Consider the following 15,164-nt stretch of genomic DNA (forward strand, 5'->3'; position numbering starts at 1 on the left):
AGGCCGTTGCGCTAACGGACGCGAAGTTGCCGATTTTCTTAAGGTTTCCTTCAGCGTGGCGCAGGCATAATTTTAGGCGGTAGCACCTTGCGACCGCCTTTTTACTGTTTAAAACGGATAGAGGAAAAATTTTGATGGCAGATATTCACCAGCTTTGGGTTGCTGCAATCCTGGGGGTTGTGGAAGGCCTCACGGAATTCCTGCCGGTCTCTTCTACGGGCCATATGATCATCGTTGGCCATCTGTTGGGCTTCGAGGGCGATAAAGCTGAAACCTTTGAAGTCGTCATTCAGCTGGGTTCAATTTTAGCGGTAGTGGTGATGTTCTGGCGTCGCCTGTTCGGACTGATTGGTATTCACTTCGGTAAAGAGCCGCATGAAGGCACTGGAACCGGGAAACTGACCCTGATTCACATTTTGTTAGGTATGGTTCCGGCGGTGGTGATTGGCTTGCTGCTGCACGATCAAATCAAAAGCCTGTTTAATCCGATTAACGTGATGTACGCACTGGTCGTCGGCGGCGTGTTGCTGTTGGTGGCTGAGTACTTCAAACCTAAACAGCCTAAAGCGGTAGGTATCGATGATATCACTTACCGCCAGGCGTTTATGATTGGTTGCTTCCAGTGTCTGGCGCTGTGGCCGGGCTTCTCGCGCTCGGGTGCCACCATTTCTGGCGGTATGCTGATGGGCGTGAGCCGTTATGCTGCATCAGAGTTCTCATTCATCCTTGCGGTGCCGATGATGATTGGTGCCACCGGATTGGATCTCTACAAGAGCATGGGCTTCCTGACAATGCAGGATTTCCCAATGTTTGCCGTCGGCTTCGTGACCGCCTTTATCGTGGCTCTGCTGGCGATCAAAGTGTTCCTGAAACTGATTAAGCGTATCTCGTTTGTTTCGTTCGCTATCTATCGCTTTATTGTGGCGGCGGCGGTTTACGCCATCTTCATGTAAGCGCGGCGTGCGGCCGGTTATGCTGGCCGCACGTTGATCAACCCATCCTGCACTGCCATCACCCGACGACGCGTCAACTCTTCCCGCACGGCTGGTCCTTTAAAACCTTCTGCGACCACATCCTTCGTTGGTACCGCCTGAGCCAGCGCAAACGCCTGACGCAGATAATCGCCTTGTGGATAGGCCATGCTTTCCATTCCGGTGCGACCACGCGCATCGGCTTCGCTGGTCAGTGCCATCTTCTCTACGCGATCGGGCTTGCGCCATGCATCAATGCGATCGAACAGGGCAACCAGTGATTCCGCCGACTGGCGTTCAATGGTGTGGACGATATCGTGGAATTCGGTGACGATTAGCGCCAGATCGCGCACCTGATTGGGCACGCGCAGCCGCTGGCACAGCGCTTCGACAATCGGCACACCGGCTAAACCGTGGCCATGATGGCTCGGCCATTTTTCCGGCGGCGTCAGTGCTTTACCGACATCATGGAACAGCGTGGCAAAGCGCACATCCAATTCCTCTGACAGTGCGGCAGACATCGTCAGCGTCATTAACGCGTGCACGCCGGTATCAATTTCGGGATGCCATTTGATCGGCGCCGGAATGCCGTACAGGTTATCCAGCTCCGGGAACAGCACCTGCAATGCGTCGCAGTCACGCAATACCTGAAAATAGACCTGCGGATTGCGGGTCAGCAGAGCCTTCTCGGTCTCTTTCCACACGCGTTCGGCCGTGAGGTCAGCTAACTCGCCGCTCTCCGCCATCTCACGCATTAAGGCCTGCGTTTCATCCGCGACACGGAAATTGAGGTGGGCAAAACGGGCAGCGAAACGCGCCACGCGCAGCACGCGCAGTGGATCTTCGTTAAAAGCGGATGAGACATGGCGCAGGGTGCGTTTCGCCAAATCCTGCTGTCCGCGATAAGGGTCGATTAAGCTGCCGTCGCCGGCCTGCGCAATGGCATTGATGGTGAGATCACGGCGCTGCAAATCCTGCTCCAGCGTCACGTCTGGGGCGAATTGTGTGACAAAACCGGTGTAGCCTTTGCCATTTTTGCGTTCGGTACGCGCCAGTGCATACTCTTCACGACTGCGTGGGTGCAAAAAAACCGGAAAATCCCGGCCCACCTGCTGATAACCTTGTGCCAGCATCGCTTCAGGTGTGGCACCGACCACCACCCAATCTCTATCTTTTACCGGCAAACGCAGTAAGGCATCACGCACCGCGCCACCGACCAGAAACGTCTTCACTCAACCACTCCAGAGGCAATGTATTCTGCGCGCCGTGCACGCATGTTGCGTTATTGTTGCATACTTTGGCTAAATATCGGGCACGCCAAAAGGGGCATCTTACGATCCCCTTGAAGAAAAGAACAAATCGGCGTGGCGGTTTTAGTTCATCCAGCGATCGTTTTTCTTGCGGCGCGGCACCATGTGCGGCAGCACCAAACCAAGCAGTAAGCCAACACCTAACACGCCGCCGCCATACATAAACCACTGCATGATGATGGTGCGCTGTTTGTCATCCAACTGGACGTTCGCGGCGCTGACTTTTTTCTGCGCGACAATCAGCTCATTTTTCAGCTTTTGATTTTCCGCTTTCAGGCCGTCAATGGTGCCGTCGCTGTTCGCCACTTTACTCTGCATTTCAGAAGTACGCTGATTCCAGCTGTTGTCGATATTCGCCAGCTTAGCGGTGAGATCTTTGACCTGTTGCTCCAGCTGCGGCACGCGAGTGCGCAGGCTCGGTTCGGCACTCAACTGGGACAGTGGGATCCAGTTGGTTTTCCCTTCGGCATCACGAATCTGGCCATATTGGGAATCGTTGTTGACCTGCAACAGGGTGACTTCCTCTCCGGCATTCAGCTTGCCAATCAGGCGATATTGATCGCCCGGGCCGCTGCGTACCCAAGTGGATAATTCATCGGAGATATAACGCTTTTCGTCAGCAGCATGAACGGGGGCGATGGCGCTAAATGCCAGCAAAGAAAGGGCAGCAAGTGTGATTTTTTTCATTCGATGTCGTTTTTTCTTAATGGCGTAAAATTACCGGCACAGTCTGGAGACGCTTCTCAAAAATCTGAATGAGAACTATCCTGGTCTCAATCTGGTGCGAAAAGGGTCGTAAAAGCAAAAGAAAGCGGAGACAGCGGGCTTCCGGTGCATTACTCTTCGCCAGATTAAACTCGTAAGTGCCAGCAGCGTATTGAATAAAAAATTATGACCATCGAAATCGAATTAAAGTTCATTGCCACACCACAAACCGCCGAAAAACTCGGTGAAACCCTTGCCGCGTGGCCACATCAGCACTTCGCCGCACGCGAGCTGACCAACATCTATTTTGAGACCGATGACAATCAGCTACGTCGTTGGGATATGGGCCTGCGCATCCGCGGTGTCGATCAGCGTTATGAGATGACGCTGAAGGCCGCCGGCAAAACCGTGGGCGGTCTGCATCAGCGCCCGGAATATAACGTCGACCTCACCGAGCCAACGCTGGATATCGCCCAGCTGCCGGCTGAAATCTGGCCAGAAGGCACCGATGTGGCGGCATTACAGCAGCGCCTGCAACCGCTGTTCAGCACCCATTTCCAGCGTGAAGCCTGGCTGGTGCAGTATGGTGAGAGCGAAATTGAAGTGGCGTTTGATCGCGGAGACGTTGCCGCAGGTGAATTGAGCGAGCCGCTGTACGAAGTGGAGCTGGAGCTGAAAAGCGGCCAGCGCGCCGACATGCTGAAGTTCGCTGAAGCCTTGATCACCGCAGGCGGCCTGCGCCTGGGCAGCTTGAGCAAAGCCGCGCGCGGTTATCAGCTGGCTCAGGGCAATCCTGCCCGTCCGCTGCGTGCATTAGCGCTACAAAAAATCGGCGCTAAAGCCACGGTAGAGCAGGGCATGATCAACGCGATGACCGCCGGTCTTAACCAGTGGCAGTACCATGAAGAAGTGTGGCTGCGTGGAAATGCCGATGCCAAAGAAGCGGTTATGGATGCGCTGGAAACCCTGCGACAGGCGTTCTCGCTATTTGGTGCGCTGGTGCCGCGCAAGGCGAGCAGCGATCTGCGTCAGAAGCTGACGCGTCTCGATGAGCTGTTAGCAGATGCAGAAATTGATGCGGAAACCGCCTGTTTTTCTACGGTCTCTGTTGATGCCCAGTTAGCACTTACTCACTGGCTGGTGGAATCACAATGGCAGAACTGGCTGGATGATAAGAGCAAAAGCAAGCTGCAAGGTTCGTTCAAACGCTTCAGCGATATCATGCTCAGCCGTATTGCTGCCGATCTGCGTGAGACCTTTGTCGACGTGCAGCTGTTTAACGAATTTCAGGACAAATCCACGCGCCTGAATCGCCAGCTTTTAGCGGTGCATCTGCTGGCAGGGGCTTATCCAGCGGAAGAGGTGAATGTCTGGCTGGCAGGCTGGCAGGAGCTGCAGCATGCGATTCGCATCCAGCAGGAGCGCGGGTTGATTCAACTGGTTAATCTGGCCATTCGGCCATCGCCGTTCTGGCTGAATAGCGGAGTGAAACGCTAAGTCGGACGCACAATCGAATCAGGGAGGGAAGATGTTGTTACCGTTACCGGCGCTGATGCAGGCGCAGTTAGCTATCGTGGCCGAGCGCCTGAATATGCCGCCTTCCGCCTTTACGGCAGAGCAGGCGGGCGCGCTGACCTTTAGTGACTTTATCGTTGATAACCTGCAGCAGCATCCGGAGTGGTGGCAACAGCTCCAGCAGCAACCGCCTCTACCAGATGAGTGGCAACACTACAGTGCCTGGCTAAATCAGGCGCTGGCGGGCGTGGAAAATGAAACTTCCCTGATGCGCGAACTGCGCCTGTTCCGCCGCCATATGTTGGTGCGTATAGCGTGGATGCAGGCGCTGCAACACGCCAGTACCGAACAGAGCCTGACGCAACTCAGCACGCTGGCGGAGGTCCTCATCGCCGCTGCACGTGACTGGGTGTGGCAGGATTGCAGCCGCGATTTTGGCACACCTTGCAATGAAGCCGGTGAAGCGCAGCCCATGCTGATCCTCGGTATGGGCAAGCTGGGCGGCGGCGAACTCAACTTCTCTTCCGATATCGACCTGATTTTTGCCTGGCCGGAAAACGGTGTGACGCAAGGCGGCCGTCGTGAACTCGATAACGCTCAATTCTTTACCCGCATGGGTCAGCGCCTGATCAAAGTGCTGGATCAGCCTACCGTGGATGGTTTCGTCTATCGCGTGGATATGCGTCTGCGCCCGTTTGGTGACAGTGGCCCGCTGGTGCTGAGCTTTGCTGCGCTGGAAGACTATTATCAGGAGCAGGGTCGCGACTGGGAGCGTTACGCGATGGTCAAAGCGCGCCTGATGGGCGACGACCAGGGCCACTGGAGCCAGGAACTGCAGCAGATGCTGCGTCCGTTCGTCTATCGCCGCTACATCGATTTCAGTGTGATTCAGTCGCTGCGCAACATGAAAGGCATGATTGCCCGTGAAGTGCGCCGTCGTGGCCTGAAAGACAACATCAAACTCGGCGCGGGTGGCATTCGCGAAACCGAATTTATCGTGCAGGTGTTCCAGCTCATTCGTGGTGGACGTGAGCGCTCACTTCAGCTCCGTTCCCTGCTGCCAACGCTGCAGGCCATCGGTGAACTGGCTTTGCTGAGTACGGCGCAGGTGGAACATTTGCGTGAGGCCTATCTGTTCCTGCGTCGTCTGGAAAATCTGCTGCAAAGCATCAACGATGAGCAAACGCAAACGCTGCCGGAAAACCCACTCGATCGCCAGCGTTTAGCCTGGGCGATGGGCGCGGCGGACTGGGATGCGCTGATGGTGCAGCTTGAGCAGCAGATGGCAGGCGTGCGCAGTATCTTTGATGAACTGATTGGTGATGATGCGCCAGACGTTGACGATCAACCGCAGCTGGCTGAATTTGCTGGTTTGTGGCAGGACACGCTGGAGGAGAGCGATCTCATTCCTGCTGTGCCGCAGCTGAACGAAGCGCAACGTCATGCGCTGTACGAATCGCTCAACAGTTTCCGCCAGGATGTCAGCCGTCGCACCATCGGGCCGCGTGGGCGTTTAGCGCTTGATCAACTGATGCCGCGCCTGTTGAGTGAAGTCTGTCCACGCGAAGATGCCGATGTGGTACTGGGTCGCCTGACGCCGCTACTGCTCGGTGTGTTAACCCGCAGCACTTATCTGGAGCTGCTGACGGAATACCACGGCGCACTTCGTCATCTGATCCGCCTGTGTGCCGCCTCGCCGATGGTCGCCAGCCAGCTGGCACGTTATCCGCTGTTGCTGGATGAACTGCTCGATCCCGCCACGCTGTACCAGCCGACAGCCACCGATGCGTATCGCGATGAATTGCGCCAGTATCTGCTGCGCATTCCTACCGATGATGAAGAACAGCAGCTGGAAGCGCTGCGACAGTTCAAGCAGGCGCAGCATCTGCGCATTGCCGCTGCCGATATCGCTGAAACGCTGCCGGTGATGAAAGTGAGCGATCACTTAACCTGGCTAGCGGAAGCCATTATCGAATCGGTGGTGCAGCAAGCGTGGCAAATGATGGTGCAGCGCTATGGTCGTCCTTCGCACCTCACCAGCGACAGCGAGCGCGGTTTTGCTGTGGTTGGCTATGGCAAATTGGGTGGCTGGGAGCTGGGTTACAGCTCGGATCTGGATTTAGTGTTCCTGCATGATTGTCCGGATGATGCGGAAACCGATGGCGAACGCGTGATTGATGGCCGCCAGTTTTACCTGCGGCTGGCGCAGCGCGTGATGCATCTGTTCAGCACGCGCACCTCCTCAGGCATCTTGTATGAAGTCGATGCGCGGCTGCGTCCGTCTGGCGCGGCGGGCATGCTGGTGAGTACCTTTGCCGCCTTCGATGATTATCAGCGTAATGAAGCCTGGACCTGGGAACATCAGGCGCTGGTGCGTGCGCGTATTGTGTTTGGTGAGACGTCGCTCTGCGATCGCTTCAATGACCTCCGTCGCGGCATTCTTTGCCTGCCGCGTGAGCGTCCTGCACTGCAAAAAGAAGTGCGTGAAATGCGCGAGAAAATGCGTGCCCACCTCAGCAACAAACACAAAGGACGCTGGGAGATCAAAACTGATGAAGGCGGCATCACCGATATTGAATTCATCGCGCAATATCTTGTCTTAGGCTACGCGGCAGAGCAGCCTGCGTTGACGCGCTGGTCAGACAATGTGCGTATTTTTGAGCTGATGGCGCGTCAGGAGATCATGGATGCAGAAGAAGCGCAGGCGCTGACTCACGCGTATGTCACGCTGCGTGATGCATTGCACCATCTCGCATTGCAGGAGCTGCCGGGGCACGTCGCACCGGAATCTTTTGCTACTGAGCGGGCTGCCGTGCATCGCAGTTGGCAACGCTGGCTGGCTGCCACCGAATCTGATAGCGCGGAAGCGTAAAATAACGCTTCGCCCTTAGTGACCCGGCCTACAGGAAGGCGCGCAGCCCACGCACCTGTGGCTCGAAGTCTCATCGGGGTATGTTATTATCCGCGCATAATTTTGACCGTAGTCTGGAGTCTTTGGAATGAAAGTAACACTGCCCGCTTTTGGCAAAGCCGCTGTGCTGGTTGTTGGCGATGTCATGTTAGATCGCTACTGGTATGGCCCAACCAGCCGTATCTCGCCTGAAGCCCCGGTACCGGTGGTGAAAGTCGATACCATCGAAGAGCGTCCAGGCGGCGCGGCCAACGTGGCAATGAACATTGCTGCACTGGGTGCTGGCTCGCGTTTGATTGGCCTGACCGGTGAAGATGATGCGGCACGTGTGCTGAGTGAGACGCTGGAAAAGGTCAAAGTCGATTGTGATTTTGTCGCGGTGAAAAGCCATCCGACCATTACCAAACTGCGCGTGCTTTCGCGTAATCAGCAGCTGATTCGCCTCGATTTTGAAGAAGGTTTCGAGCAGGTTGATCCGCAGCCTATTCACGATCGTATGCGCCAATCGCTGGCGCAAGCGGGTGCGTTAGTGCTGTCAGATTACGCCAAAGGCGCGTTGAGCAGCGTGCAAACCATGATTCAGCTGGCGCGTGAAGCCAACGTGCCGGTGTTGATCGATCCGAAAGGCACCGATTTCGAGCGCTATCGTGGCGCGACTCTGCTGACGCCTAACCTGTCTGAATTCGAAGCCGTAGTGGGTAAATGCAAAACCGTAGAAGAGATTGTCAGCCGCGGCATGCAGCTGATCGCTGATTATGATCTCTCTGCGCTGCTGGTCACCCGTTCTGAGAACGGCATGACGCTGCTGCAACCAGGCAAAGCGCCAGTGCATTTACCAACGCAAGCGCAGGAAGTGTATGACGTCACCGGCGCAGGCGATACGGTGATTGGCGTGCTGGCCGCCGTGCTGGCAGCAGGCGATAGCCTGGAAGAAGCCTGTTTCCTCGCCAATGCGGCAGCCGGCGTGGTGGTCGGTAAACTCGGTACGTCCACCGTGAGCACCGTTGAGCTGGAAAATGCGATTCACGCCCGTCCGGATAGCGGATTTGGTGTGATGACCGAAGCTGAACTAAAAGCGGCTGTGGCGCTGGCGCGTCAGCGCGGTGAAAAAGTGGTGATGACTAACGGCGTGTTCGACATCCTGCATGCGGGCCACGTTTCTTATCTGGCCAACGCTCGTAAGCTGGGCGATCGCCTGATTGTGGCGGTGAACAGCGATGCTTCTACCAAACGTCTGAAAGGTGAAACCCGTCCGGTTAACCCGCAGGAAAACCGCATGATCGTGCTCGGTGCGCTGGAAGCAGTGGATTGGGTGGTGCTGTTTGAAGAAGATACGCCACAGCGTTTGATCGCGGGTGTGTTACCGGATCTGCTGGTGAAGGGCGGCGATTATAAGCCGGAAGATATCGCGGGCAGTAAAGAGGTTTGGGCCAACGGCGGTGACGTGCGCGTGCTGAACTTTGAAGACGGTATCTCCACCACTAACATCATCAAGACGATTCGCAGCCACTCATGATGAGCATTGAGATCCCAGAAGATTCGCTGTCATCAAAAGCGAGCACTGGGGTTTTCAATGATTCGCAGCCACTCACGCGAGCACTAAGATTCCAGATGATTCGCTATCACTAACGGCGAGCGAAGAAGCAAGCGTATTCTGACTAAACAGGCGGCCTAATGGCCGCCTGTTGTTGTCTGCGAGCAATGTAAGCTCAGCGAGTGTTTTCGAGCAATATACGCCGCCGAGTCAGCGAATTACTGCGGAGTGTCGATCTTACCCGCCGGGTCCGGTGTCACCACCGCAGGTGCCGGTGCAGCAGGGCTCTCACTTTCCAGTTTCGCCAGGCGCTGTTCCAGTGCCGCCAGCTTCTCACGCGTGCGCAGCAGTACCTGCGTCTGCACATCAAACTCTTCACGATTCACCAAATCCATGCGGGTTAACTGCGCCTGCAGCACCTGACGAATTTTCTTTTCGACATCGTCGCCAAAGTCGCGAATCCCTTTTGGCATGGCTTCATGGACCTGGCGAGCCAGTTGTTCAATTTTTTTCGTGTCGATCATGATGATTTCCTGGTTGCGGTGGCTGATAACAGCACGTGTTCCGACTCAACAAAGGTTAAGTGTAATGCCTGAAACGAAAAGGTTAAACCTGAATTCCGCATCGCAGTAAATGCAAAAGCATTTGCGCTTTTGTCGATTGCCCGTCCAGATGATTGGCGTTATAGTGACCTCGCTTATTCTCAGGGCGGGGCGAAATTCCCCACCGGCGGTAAATCAGCTTCGGCTGAAAGCCCGCGAGCGCTTTCACTGCAAAGTGAAAGGTCAGCAGATCCGGTGTAATTCCGGGGCCGACGGTTAGAGTCCGGATGGGAGAGGGTAACGACATCAGCCGGGCTTAGGCCCGCGTCACGTTTTTGCCATGTGTATTATTTGCGCACTCCTAAGCACGCCCTGGTTCTGGTAACTCATATATTTTTTATAAGGTTTTTTACCATGAATCAGACGCTTCTTTCTGAATTTGGCACGCCGGAACAGCGTGTAGAACGCGCCATCGATGCGCTGCGCAACGGTCGCGGTGTGATGGTGCTCGACGATGAAAATCGTGAAAACGAAGGTGACATGATCTTTGCCGCCGAAACCATGACCGTAGAGCAAATGGCATTAACCATTCGCCACGGCAGCGGCATTGTCTGCTTGTGCATTACTGAAGAACGCCGCCAGCAGTTGGATCTGCCGATGATGGTAGAAACCAACACCAGCTCTTATGGCACCGGCTTTACCGTCACCATTGAAGCAGCGGAAGGTGTCACCACCGGTGTTTCTGCCGCTGACCGCGTCACCACCATTCGTGCCGCTGTGGCAGATGGCGCGAAGCCGAGCGATCTCAACCGTCCAGGCCATGTTTTCCCGCTGCGCGCGCGCGAAGGCGGTGTGCTGACGCGTGGTGGTCACACTGAAGCCACCATCGATTTGGTGACATTAGCAGGCTTCAAACCCGCCGGTGTGCTGTGTGAATTGACCAATGACGACGGCAGCATGGCGCATGCGCCAGAAGCGATTGTGTTTGCCAAACAACACGATATGCCGGTCGTAACGATTGAAGATCTGGTGGCTTATCGCCGCGAGCGTGAAACGCGCCAGGCAAGTTAAGCCTCAGTTATCGTCATCAAAAGATCCGCGGTTTTTACAGGCTGCGGATTTTTTTTCGCGCGAAAGTGCACCTTTAATCCTCATCTTCACCGCCCAACCACTACGCAAATTCTTATTCAAATTCTCTGATAGAGATCATCACAGTTATCAGCGTTAATCCCGGCACGAAAGCGCGTATCGTAGCGGCTAATAAAGCGACACTTTCGTCAGAGGAACCATCATGAGCCACAACCGTATGCCCGCCCTGTTTTTAGGTCACGGCAGCCCGATGAACGTACTGGAAGACAATACCTATACCCGCGCATGGCAGCATCTGGGTGCAACATTGCCACGTCCGCGCGCCATTCTCGCGGTGTCGGCACACTGGTACACACGCGGTACGGCGGTAACGGCCATGCATAATCCTCGCACCATCCATGATTTTGGTGGCTTCCCGCAGGCGCTGTTTGATGTGCGTTATCCGGCTCCGGGCTCGCCAGAGCTGGCACAGCAAGTGATCGAACTGCTGGCACCGATTGACGTCCATGCCGACCAGGAATGGGGATTTGATCACGGCTCATGGGGCGTGCTGGCAAAAATGTATCCGCAAGCCGATATACCGGTGGTGCAGTTAAGTATCGATGGGACGCAATCGGCGCAATGGCACTTCGAATTAGGTCGCAAACTGGCGTCGCTGCGTGACGAAGGCGTGATGATCGTCGCCAGCGGTAACGTGGTGCATAACCTGCGGATGCTGCGCTGGCAGGGTGCCGCCACAAGCTATCCGTGGGCTGAAAGCTTCAATGAATTTGTGCGTGAGAATTTGAGCTTTGCCGGTGAAGCAGCAGATCATCCGTTGGTGAATTATTTGCAGCACGAAGGTGCAGAGATGTCCAACCCAACGCCAGAACACTATCTGCCGTTGCTGTATATCCTCGGCGCGCGTGCAGCTGAGGAGTCGATCAGCATTCCGGTGGAAGGGATGGAGATGGGCGCTATCAGTATGCTTTCGGTGCAGGTCAGCTAATGCACTGGCCGCCCGTGTCTGACGGGCGGCACAGCATTTATTCGATAAAGGTATGCGGGTAGAAGCGTGACAGATCCTGAGTGATCAGCGCGCGATCTTCACGAATGCCGATACCAGCAGGTTGATCGTCAATCAGCCAGCTACCGATCAAGGTGTAGCTGTCGCCGAACTTCGGCAACGGATGGAATTGCTGGATGATCATTCCCTCTTCGCCGTACGGGCCTTCAGCACGGGCGATCTCCTGGCCGTTTTCAATGATGCGAATATTGGCGCCTTCACGTGAAAACAGCGGTTTCACCACGTACTTGTCCATCTGCGGGGCATTTTTGTCGTCGGCAAAGTAGGCGGGCAGCAGATTGGGATGGTCAGGAAACATTTCCCACAGCAGCGGCAGCAGCGCTTTATTCGAGATAATGCTTTTCCACGCCGGTTCTAACCAACGCACACCGGCATCTGCCAGCTTGGTGGAGAACACTTCACGCAGCATAAATTCCCACGGATAAAGCTTAAACAGGTTGCTGATCACCTGATCATGCTGATCGGTAAACTGGCCTCTTTCACCCAACCCAATTTCATCGATATACAGGAATTCATTCGGCAGGCCGGCTTCGGTGGCGCAATCCTGCATGTACTGTACTGTGGCACGATCTTCTTCGGTGTCACGGCAGCAGGCAAAGTGCAGCCAGTTAAAACCGTGCTCCTGATGCAACGCGGCAAAGCGCTCAATCAACTTTTCCTGCAGGCTATTAAACTGGTCACTGCCTTGTGGCAGGTTGCCCGCATTGACTTGATCTTCCAGCCAGATCCACTGGAAAAAGGCGGCTTCATACAGAGAGGTCGGCGTGTCGGCGTTATTCTCCAGCAGCTTGGCATCGCCTTTACCGTCCCAGGCTAAATCCAGGCGGGAATAGAGCGACGGCTGACGCAGCTTCCACGAGTCTCGTACGAAGTCCCAGGTGTGTTTGGGAATGCAGAAGCGGGTGAGCAGTTCATCACTGTTCACCACTTTTTCCACCGCCTGCAGGCACATCTGATGCAGTTCGGCGGTGGTATCTTCTAATTGCTCAACCTGTGCCAGGGTGAACTGGTAGTAAGCGTCTTCACACCAGTAAGGTTCGCCATACATGGTATGAAACTGGAAGCCGTATTCGTTGGCTTTTTCGCGCCAGTCCGGGCGTTCGCTGATAGCAATACGTTGCATACTACGGCTTAGCCTCCCATCGAGCGGCTGCTGCCAGTGCTGCTGCGATTGGTGCTGGTGGCATTGCTGCGCTGCAGGGTGTTTTGTTTCGCAACGCTCTCACCGAAGCCACCACGCGTGATGGTGGAGGTGGTCGCTGGCTTAGGTGCCATGGCGGTTTTCGGCACGTTCATGCTGCGGCCTGAGGTCGCTGCACCATAGTTTTTGCCGGAAGCATCGACAAACTGACCGTTAGCCGGGCTGTTCGGGGTTTTCGGTGAGAACAAGGGTTGCTGCGCAAAGCCCGCGCCGCCGCCCATCATGCGACCCATCATGTAACCGGCCATCAGCGGCATCCAGAAGCTACCGCTCTGCTGCGCTTCGGCATTGTTGGTGCTACCGACACCGGCCTGGGCAGGAGTTTGCTGGCACTGATTCTCACCGAACTCTGCGACGCAATCTTCGCGCGTGGCGTATTTCGGTGCGGTGCGTTCGGCTTCTTTCTTCGCATTGTTATACGCAGTGGTGCATTGCGCGCTCTGGCTAGGGTTAGCTTTCGCACAATCATCCGCATTTTGATACAGCGATACTGTCTCATCGCTCTGTTCGCAGCCAGCCAGCATAAACACTGCGGTCACCGCGAGTGCCACTGGCGTTAAATGGCGTGCCTGCCAGCTTTTACGAAAAGCGGCATGACGAATATGTTTAGTCCGTTTCATTATTTTCATCCTGTGCCCAAAGGTGGGGCTTAGGATAGGTGATGAGTGGTGGAAAATGAAGCGAGAAGCCGGATGGCTGGGGGATCTTTACGTTGTTATACGTTTGAATGCGAAAGGGGCCGCAAGCGGCCCCTTAAGGGATTAATTACCGAAAGGATTTCCGCTGCTGTGCGCGGCAGCCGGGCGCGCTTTCGCGGCGGCTGAAGGTGCCGAAGTTTTCGGACCATTATCGACACGTGAAGCCTGCTGGCTGTTTTCCGGTGCCACCACTTCAGGTGCGGTGGTGATTTCCTTGCCCAGCGTGCTGTTCAGCTGCTGCAGGTCCTGCTCATTCAACGTACCCAGCGCATATTTGATGTTCAGCTGGTTAATCAGGTAGCTGTAACGCGCATCAGAAAGTTGCTGTTTAGAGTTGAACAGGGTTGTGGTCGCATCCAGCACATCAACGATGGTACGGGTACCCACCTGATAACCGGCTTCCATCGCATCCAATGAGCTCTGAGCAGACACAACGGCCTGTTTGTAAGCATCGATGCTGCTGATCGACGCGTTGACGTTGTTGAACGAAGAACGCACGGTCTGGATCGCACTACGATGTGCGCCTTCCAGCTGTTCGCTGGCGGCAACAAAGTTGTACTGCGCTTGTTTCACCTGCGAGGTCACCGAACCACCGCTGTACAGCGGCAGGGAGAAGCTCAGGCCAACCTGGTTGGAACCCGTGATGGAGTCAGTGGTGCCAGAACTCTGGTTAGCACGGCTGCCGCCATATTTGCTGTTAGACACACCAGTAGAGGCAGTCAGATCCAGCGTTGGCATATGACCAGATTCTGCAGAGCGAATTTGCTCGCGCGCCAGGTCCTGGCTCAAACGTGCAGATAACAGGCTGAGATTGCGGCTTTCAGCCTGCTTCAGCAAGGAAGCAACGGCATCCGGGCGTGCAGTTTTGAAACGATCGATATTCAGTGAAGCCAGTGCCAGATAATCCATACCGGTAATCTGACGCAGCGATTCCACCGCGTTATCAAGGTTGTTACGCGCGGTCACTTCGCTGGCCAGCACGCTGTCGTACTGCGCACGGGCGTTCTGCACGTCAGTGATCGCCACCAGACCCACGTTAAAGCGTTGGGTGGTTTGATCCAATTCGCGGTAGATCGACTGTTTCTGCGCTTCTGTGTAAGAAAGGGTATCAATCGCCTTCAACACGTTGAAATACGCCGTTGCGGTATTCAGAATCAGATCCTGCTGTGCAACCTGATAAGTCACATCCTGAATCCCGGCGGTTTTTTCCTGCAGCGACAGCGCACGCCATTTCGACATATCGAAAATGGTTTGTGTTAATTGCAGAGAAGCGCTGGTCGTGTTGGAATGAAGACCGCTGCTGTCACGGTAACCGTTGTTATAGGTATAATCTGCGCCCAGACCGAGCTGTGGCAATAAAGGGCTACGCGCTTCGTTAATTTTCTCAAAGGCTGCATCACGGTCAGCGGCTGAAGCACGCAGATCCGGGTTGCTAAGGCGCGCCTGCTGGTAAACCTGCAACAGGTTCTCTGCCTGGCTGGCAAGGCTAAATCCGCCCAGGCTCAACCCAATAAAAAGTGGGAGCAGTTTTTTCATTTGCATTCCTTTTGTTGCAGCAAATTGCACTGGTAGTGCTGCAGGTAAGCCAAAAAATAATCGCCGATTCTACAGAGGCGGCGTCA

The 15,164-nt window shown here is 55.3% G+C and carries 12 protein-coding genes and 1 riboswitch; of the genes, 6 read left to right on the forward strand and 6 right to left on the reverse strand.

All coding sequences use genetic code 11. The annotated features are described in order from the left end of the window. Nucleotides 1–134 precede the first annotated feature (134 nt). Nucleotides 135–953: an undecaprenyl-diphosphate phosphatase gene (gene bacA, locus JK231_RS11095; protein WP_211728551.1), complete on the forward strand. Its 819-nt coding sequence runs from the start codon at nt 135–137 to the stop codon at nt 951–953. A gap of 17 nt (nt 954–970) precedes the next feature. Here the strand turns inward: bacA and JK231_RS11100 are convergent, their stop codons facing one another. Both JK231_RS11100 and JK231_RS11105 read right to left on the reverse strand, forming a co-directional pair. Then, nucleotides 971–2,203, reverse strand: coding sequence for a multifunctional CCA addition/repair protein (locus tag JK231_RS11100; RefSeq protein ID WP_211728552.1), 1,233 nt, complete (start codon nt 2,201–2,203; stop codon nt 971–973). A gap of 141 nt (nt 2,204–2,344) precedes the next feature. After that, on the reverse strand, nt 2,345–2,968 hold the full coding sequence (locus tag JK231_RS11105; RefSeq protein WP_034828360.1) for a TIGR04211 family SH3 domain-containing protein: 624 nt from the start codon (nt 2,966–2,968) through the stop codon (nt 2,345–2,347). A 204-nt stretch (nt 2,969–3,172) separates the two neighbouring features. On the opposite strand from JK231_RS11105, the gene JK231_RS11110 reads away from it, so the two are divergent. The 3 genes from JK231_RS11110 (at nt 3,173) to hldE (ending at nt 8,928) form a co-directional block, all read left to right on the forward strand. Beyond that, nucleotides 3,173–4,483: an inorganic triphosphatase gene (locus JK231_RS11110; protein WP_211728553.1), complete on the forward strand. Its 1,311-nt coding sequence runs from the start codon at nt 3,173–3,175 to the stop codon at nt 4,481–4,483. Nucleotides 4,484–4,514: 31 nt separating this feature from the next. Next, nucleotides 4,515–7,373 carry a bifunctional [glutamate--ammonia ligase]-adenylyl-L-tyrosine phosphorylase/[glutamate--ammonia-ligase] adenylyltransferase gene (gene glnE / locus JK231_RS11115; protein WP_211728554.1) on the forward strand — a complete coding sequence of 953 codons (2,859 nt, stop codon included), beginning with the start codon at nt 4,515–4,517 and terminating at the stop codon, nt 7,371–7,373. Nucleotides 7,374–7,500: 127 nt separating this feature from the next. Beyond that, nucleotides 7,501–8,928 (forward strand): bifunctional D-glycero-beta-D-manno-heptose-7-phosphate kinase/D-glycero-beta-D-manno-heptose 1-phosphate adenylyltransferase HldE, encoded by a 1,428-nt coding sequence (gene hldE / locus JK231_RS11120; RefSeq protein ID WP_097118146.1) that lies wholly within the window; start codon nt 7,501–7,503, stop codon nt 8,926–8,928. 236 nt (nt 8,929–9,164) lie between these two features. Here hldE and JK231_RS11125 read toward each other — a convergent pair whose 3' ends face one another. Continuing rightward, nucleotides 9,165–9,470 carry an accessory factor UbiK family protein gene (locus JK231_RS11125; RefSeq protein WP_034828368.1) on the reverse strand — a complete coding sequence of 102 codons (306 nt, stop codon included), beginning with the start codon at nt 9,468–9,470 and terminating at the stop codon, nt 9,165–9,167. 171 nt (nt 9,471–9,641) lie between these two features. After that, nucleotides 9,642–9,791: riboswitch (FMN riboswitch) on the forward strand. A gap of 111 nt (nt 9,792–9,902) precedes the next feature. On the opposite strand from JK231_RS11125, the gene ribB reads away from it, so the two are divergent. Together ribB and ygiD are read left to right on the forward strand one after the other, a co-directional pair. Then, nucleotides 9,903–10,559 carry a 3,4-dihydroxy-2-butanone-4-phosphate synthase gene (gene ribB / locus JK231_RS11130; protein ID WP_034828370.1) on the forward strand — a complete coding sequence of 219 codons (657 nt, stop codon included), beginning with the start codon at nt 9,903–9,905 and terminating at the stop codon, nt 10,557–10,559. 220 nt (nt 10,560–10,779) lie between these two features. Further along, complete coding sequence (gene ygiD / locus JK231_RS11135; RefSeq protein WP_097118145.1) at nt 10,780–11,565, forward strand: 4,5-DOPA dioxygenase extradiol; 786 nt, start codon at nt 10,780–10,782, stop codon at nt 11,563–11,565. Between the two features lie 37 nt (nt 11,566–11,602). Here ygiD and JK231_RS11140 read toward each other — a convergent pair whose 3' ends face one another. The 3 genes from JK231_RS11140 to tolC form a co-directional block, all read right to left on the reverse strand. After that, nucleotides 11,603–12,766 (reverse strand): glutathionylspermidine synthase family protein, encoded by a 1,164-nt coding sequence (locus JK231_RS11140; RefSeq protein ID WP_160833689.1) that lies wholly within the window; start codon nt 12,764–12,766, stop codon nt 11,603–11,605. 8 nt (nt 12,767–12,774) lie between these two features. Beyond that, nucleotides 12,775–13,464, reverse strand: a complete 690-nt coding sequence (locus JK231_RS11145; protein ID WP_097118143.1) for a DUF1190 family protein — start codon at nt 13,462–13,464, stop codon at nt 12,775–12,777. Nucleotides 13,465–13,605: 141 nt separating this feature from the next. Beyond that, nucleotides 13,606–15,078: an outer membrane channel protein TolC gene (tolC, locus tag JK231_RS11150; protein ID WP_160868635.1), complete on the reverse strand. Its 1,473-nt coding sequence runs from the start codon at nt 15,076–15,078 to the stop codon at nt 13,606–13,608. Between the last annotated feature and the right edge of the window lie 86 nt (nt 15,079–15,164).

Origin of the sequence: Pantoea sp. JGM49 (assembly GCF_018257655.1) — a bacterium.
Classification (GTDB): Bacteria; Pseudomonadota; Gammaproteobacteria; order Enterobacterales; family Enterobacteriaceae; genus Pantoea; species Pantoea communis.

Bases quoted from the DNA above. Each gene is read 5' to 3' on its own strand.
- ribB (WP_034828370.1), top strand. From the start codon at position 9,903: ATGAATCAGACGCTTCTTTCTGAATTTGGCACGCCGGAACAGCGTGTA.
- bacA (WP_211728551.1), top strand. From the start codon at position 135: ATGGCAGATATTCACCAGCTTTGGGTTGCTGCAATCCTGGGGGTTGTG.
- JK231_RS11140 (WP_160833689.1), bottom strand. From the start codon at position 12,766: ATGCAACGTATTGCTATCAGCGAACGCCCGGACTGGCGCGAAAAAGCC.
- JK231_RS11105 (WP_034828360.1), bottom strand. From the start codon at position 2,968: ATGAAAAAAATCACACTTGCTGCCCTTTCTTTGCTGGCATTTAGCGCC.
- JK231_RS11145 (WP_097118143.1), bottom strand. From the start codon at position 13,464: ATGAAACGGACTAAACATATTCGTCATGCCGCTTTTCGTAAAAGCTGG.
- JK231_RS11125 (WP_034828368.1), bottom strand. From the start codon at position 9,470: ATGATCGACACGAAAAAAATTGAACAACTGGCTCGCCAGGTCCATGAA.
- ygiD (WP_097118145.1), top strand. From the start codon at position 10,780: ATGAGCCACAACCGTATGCCCGCCCTGTTTTTAGGTCACGGCAGCCCG.
- JK231_RS11110 (WP_211728553.1), top strand. From the start codon at position 3,173: ATGACCATCGAAATCGAATTAAAGTTCATTGCCACACCACAAACCGCC.
- hldE (WP_097118146.1), top strand. From the start codon at position 7,501: ATGAAAGTAACACTGCCCGCTTTTGGCAAAGCCGCTGTGCTGGTTGTT.
- glnE (WP_211728554.1), top strand. From the start codon at position 4,515: ATGTTGTTACCGTTACCGGCGCTGATGCAGGCGCAGTTAGCTATCGTG.
- tolC (WP_160868635.1), bottom strand. From the start codon at position 15,078: ATGAAAAAACTGCTCCCACTTTTTATTGGGTTGAGCCTGGGCGGATTT.